4 protein-coding genes and 2 tRNA genes are annotated in these 3970 nt (G+C 71.2%); 5 read left to right on the plus strand and 1 reads right to left on the minus strand.

Going from position 1 to position 3970, the window contains the following annotated elements:
- A partial coding sequence (locus GUY61_RS35690; RefSeq protein ID WP_166634459.1) for a PQQ-binding-like beta-propeller repeat protein occupies nucleotides 1-423 on the plus strand: 423 nt, incomplete at its 5' end.
- 196 nt (nucleotides 424-619) lie between these two features.
- On the plus strand, nucleotides 620-1030 hold the full coding sequence (locus GUY61_RS35695; protein WP_313897014.1) for a hypothetical protein: 411 nt from the start codon (nucleotides 620-622) through the stop codon (nucleotides 1028-1030).
- A gap of 109 nt (nucleotides 1031-1139) precedes the next feature.
- On the opposite strand, the gene GUY61_RS35700 is transcribed toward GUY61_RS35695, so the two are convergent.
- Nucleotides 1140-1213: transfer RNA gene (locus tag GUY61_RS35700), tRNA-Gly, on the minus strand.
- A gap of 147 nt (nucleotides 1214-1360) precedes the next feature.
- Here GUY61_RS35700 and GUY61_RS35705 point away from each other — a divergent pair.
- The 3 genes from GUY61_RS35705 to GUY61_RS35715 all read left to right on the plus strand — a co-directional run bounded on the left by GUY61_RS35705 (nucleotide 1361) and on the right by GUY61_RS35715 (nucleotide 3952).
- Nucleotides 1361-1437, plus strand: a tRNA-Pro gene (locus tag GUY61_RS35705).
- Nucleotides 1438-1610: 173 nt separating this feature from the next.
- Nucleotides 1611-3041 (plus strand): trigger factor, encoded by a 1431-nt coding sequence (gene tig, locus GUY61_RS35710; protein WP_166634460.1) that lies wholly within the window; start codon nucleotides 1611-1613, stop codon nucleotides 3039-3041.
- Between the two features lie 305 nt (nucleotides 3042-3346).
- A complete protein-coding gene (locus tag GUY61_RS35715) occupies nucleotides 3347-3952 on the plus strand; it encodes an ATP-dependent Clp protease proteolytic subunit (RefSeq protein ID WP_166634462.1) in 606 nt (201 codons plus the stop codon).
- Nucleotides 3953-3970: the final 18 nt, after the last annotated feature.

Below are 3970 nucleotides of genomic sequence, written 5' to 3' on the forward strand. Positions count from 1 at the left end.
GACGGGTGGGACACGCACTCCGGATCCGCCCCGCCCCCGGCGCCCCGTCCCGGCCGGTCCGGGGACGGGGCGCCGCCCGCCGCAGGCTCAGCACCCTGGCCTCTCTCGGCGGTGTCCTCGTCCTGGTCCTCGCCGTCACACCGCACGGGCAGGCAGGCCTGGGACCGCAACTCCAGCGTCGAGTCCCCCGGCCTCCCGGTGGCCTCCGAGCGCGAACTCTTCCCGGCCTCCCCGAGCGGCCGCCTCGCCGCCCTCGACCGCGCCACGGGCGACCAGCTGTGGACCCGCGACTCCCCCGGCGGAGCCGTCGACACCGAGGACGTGATCGCCCCCACCACCTCCCTGGTCCTGGTGGGCGACGCCCTCTACGTCTCCTACGGAGTACGTTCCGTCTTCTCGGTGGACGTCGACGCGAAGAGATGACGAGCGGCCGCGGCGGGACGGCCGGCGGCCACGGTGCCGAAACGGTTCGGGCCCGGCCGGGGCAATCCTCCGGCCGGGCCCGATTCGCACGGAACGGGGGGACGCGAACCGCACCCGGCTCAGGGGCCGAGTCCGTCACGGCGGCATCCGGGCGACCGGGGGCGTCCCGCGGATCGGGCCGCGTACCCTCGGCTCCGTGCCCCGCCACCCGAAGAAGCCCCGCCGGCTGGTCGCCGGCGGGCGCGCGTACCTGTGGACTCTCCGCCACACCCACCGCGTGCCGGACGGCGGTCGGTCCGCGGACTGCCGCGAGACCCTCACGCTGTACCCGCAGCCCGCCGGCACCGGCGGCCCGCTGCGCATCGTCTTCGCCGAGGGCCCGGGCCGGTACGTCCCCGGCGGTGCTCCCATGGGCTCCGGGGACGTGGGGTACGTCCGGGGCGGCTCTTTGAACCTGCACGAGCCGGGCTCCGTCCGGGCCCTGCTCGACGTGGCATCGGCCCACGGGTGGCAGCCGGGGGAGCCGCGGGCGGTGGAGCTCGACGGCTGGTCCCTGCTGGCGGCGGCCGCCGCACGCGCCGGCGACGCCGGCCCCGCGGACCTGTAGGGGGCGACTTCGGCCTCTTGGCGCTTCCCGAGGCGATCCCGCCCGCGGCCGCGGAGACGGCACAGGCCCTGGCCGGAGGACTTCTCCTCCGGCCAGGGCCTGGCTCGTGTGGAGCGGGCGACGGGAATCGAACCCGCGTAGCCAGTTTGGAAGACTGGGGCTCTACCATTGAGCTACGCCCGCGCGCGCCGGCGAACACCACTGGTGAGGGGCGATCACGGCACGACGTGCATCCTAGCGGGTTCCGGGCCCGCTCCGCACACCACCGTCCGCCCCTCGTAATGCGGCGCTCACCACCCCTGGCTGCATGTACCCTACCTGTCGCACGGACGGGGTGTGGCGCAGCTTGGTAGCGCGTCCGCTTTGGGAGCGGAAGGTCGTCGGTTCGAATCCGGCCACCCCGACCATTTGTCAAACAGTGCGCGATCAAGGTCGCGTTGTGGGGCGGATGCCGCTTGCGGTTACTATGCAAGCTGCGTGCCCGTGTGTCTCTCTGACCGGGCCGATCCGCTGAACCGCCTGTCGCAGCGACCGCGTGGTCCAGCAGCATCCAAGAAGTCAGCCACAAGGAGACCGAACCGTGAAGAGCGCCGTGGAGACCCTGAACCCGACTCGGGTTCGGCTCACTGTCGAGGTGCCCTTCGAGGAGCTCAAGCCCAGCCTCGACGCGGCGTACAAGAAGATCAACCAGCAGGTCACGGTGCCCGGCTTCCGCAAGGGCAAGATTCCGGCTCGCGTCATCGATCAGCGGTTCGGCCGTGGCGCGGTGCTGGAGGAGGCCGTCAACGACGCGCTCCCGAAGTTCTACACGGACGCCGTCAACGAGGGTGAGCTCAACCCGCTGGGCCAGCCCGAGGTCGACATCACCGAGCTGAAGGACGGCGAGGTGCTGGCCTTCACCGCCGAGGTGGACGTCCGCCCGGTCATCGAGATCCCCGACTACTCCGGCATCGAGGTCACCGTCGACGCCGTCGAGGTCACCGACGAGGACGTCGACAAGTCCGTGGAGCAGCTTCGCGAGCGCTTCGCGTCCACGACCCCGGTCGAGCGCCCCGCCGCCGAGGGCGACGTCGTGACCGTCGACCTGGAGGCCAAGGTCGACGGCGAGGTGCTCGAGGACGGCGTGGCCAGGGACGTGTCGTACACGATCGGCTCCGGTGAGCTGCTCGACGGCATCGACGCGGCCGTGACCGGTCTCGAGGCCGGCGGCGAGGCCACCTTCACCTCGGAGCTGAAGGGCGGCTCCGCGGCCGGCCGTGAGGCAGAGGTGACGGTCCGTGTCACCCAGGTGGCGGCCCGTGAACTGCCCGAGCTGGACGACGAGTTCGCGCAGCTCGCGAGCGAGTTCGACACTCTCGAGGAGCTGCGCGCCGACAGCCGCAAGCGCCTCGAGAACATGAAGCAGTACGACCAGGCCACCCAGGCCCAGGAGAAGGTGCTCGACGAGCTCCTGAAGCTGGTGGAGGTCCCGATCCCCGAGAAGCTCCTCGAGGACGAGATCAACACCCGCAAGCACAACCTGGAGCACCACCAGCTCGGCCAGATGGGTCTCGACCTGGAGAAGTACCTGGAGATCCAGGGCAAGACGGTCGAGGAGTTCGAGGCCGAGACCACGGAGCAGGCCGAGAAGGGCATCAAGACCCAGTTCGTCCTCGACGAGCTGGTCAACAAGGAGAAGCTGAACGTCAACCAGGAGGAGCTCACCGAGCACCTCATGCGGCGTGCGGCCGGCTCCGGCATGTCCCCCGACCAGTTCGCCCAGGCCGTCGTCGAGGGCGGCCAGGTCCCGATGCTGGTCGGCGAGGTCGCCCGCGGCAAGGCGCTGGCCGTGGTCGTCGAGGCGGCCAAGGTCGTCGACACCAACGGTGAGGTCGTCGACCTCGACGACGAGGAAGAGATCGCCGAGACCGCCGAGACGGTCCAGGCCGCCGGCGAGCCGGCCGGGTCCGAGGACGCCGCGGAGGCCTCCGAGGACGCCGAGGGCGAGGCCGGGGGCAAGGCCGAGGCCTGAGCCCGCCCGCGCCCGTCGAGGGCGCGTACGAGCAGCCGTGGGACGGGCTCCGGACCGGTGGTCCGGAGCCCGTCCGCGTCCCCGGCGCGGCTCGCCTCCCGGGCCCGGCGGACATGCGCTGACAGCGAACAGTTCCCTGTGCGGGATGGCTCGTGCCTGGCTGCGCGTTAGGGTCCATAACTACGAGGGCAGGGGAGTCCCCGGACGCCGCCACGAGGCGGCAGGCGGGCCCCCGGGCCCCGGCAGAAGACGCGAGACGGCCCGGAGCCGTCGTAAGACGAGCAGGTGGATACGTGACGAATCTGATGCCTTCCGCCGCCGGCGAGCCTTCCATCGGTGGTGGCCTCGGCGACCAGGTCTACAGTCGGCTGCTCGGCGAGCGGATCATCTTCCTCGGCCAGCAGGTCGACGACGACATCGCCAACAAGATCACGGCGCAGATGCTGCTCCTTGCCGCCGATCCGAGCAAGGACATCTACCTCTACATCAACAGCCCCGGCGGCTCCGTGACGGCCGGCATGGCGATCTACGACACCATGCAGTACATCCCGAACGACGTCGTCACCATCGGCATGGGCATGGCAGCCTCCATGGGCCAGTTCCTGCTGACCGGCGGCACGTCGGGCAAGCGCTTCGCCCTCCCGCACACCGACATCCTGATGCACCAGGGCTCGGCGGGCATCGGCGGCACCGCCTCGGACATCAAGATCCAGGCCGAGTACCTGCTCCGCACGAAGAAGCGCATGGCGGAGATCACGGCGCGGCACTCGGGCCAGACCGTGGAGACGATCATCCGCGACGGTGACCGCGACCGCTGGTTCACCGCGGAGGAGGCCAAGGAGTACGGGCTCATCGACGAGATCATCGCCGTCGCCTCGGGCGTTCCGGGCGGCGGCGGCACCGGTGCCTGACCGGCCCCGGCGCCCCGC

The sequence above is a fragment of the Streptomyces sp. GC420 genome (genome assembly GCF_009916105.1).
GTDB lineage: Bacteria > Actinomycetota > Actinomycetes > Streptomycetales > Streptomycetaceae > Streptomyces.

Coding starts and splice junctions, on each gene's coding strand:
- GUY61_RS35715 (WP_166634462.1), top strand. CDS start 3,347: ATGCCTTCCGCCGCCGGCGAGCCTTCCATCGGTGGTGGCCTCGGCGAC.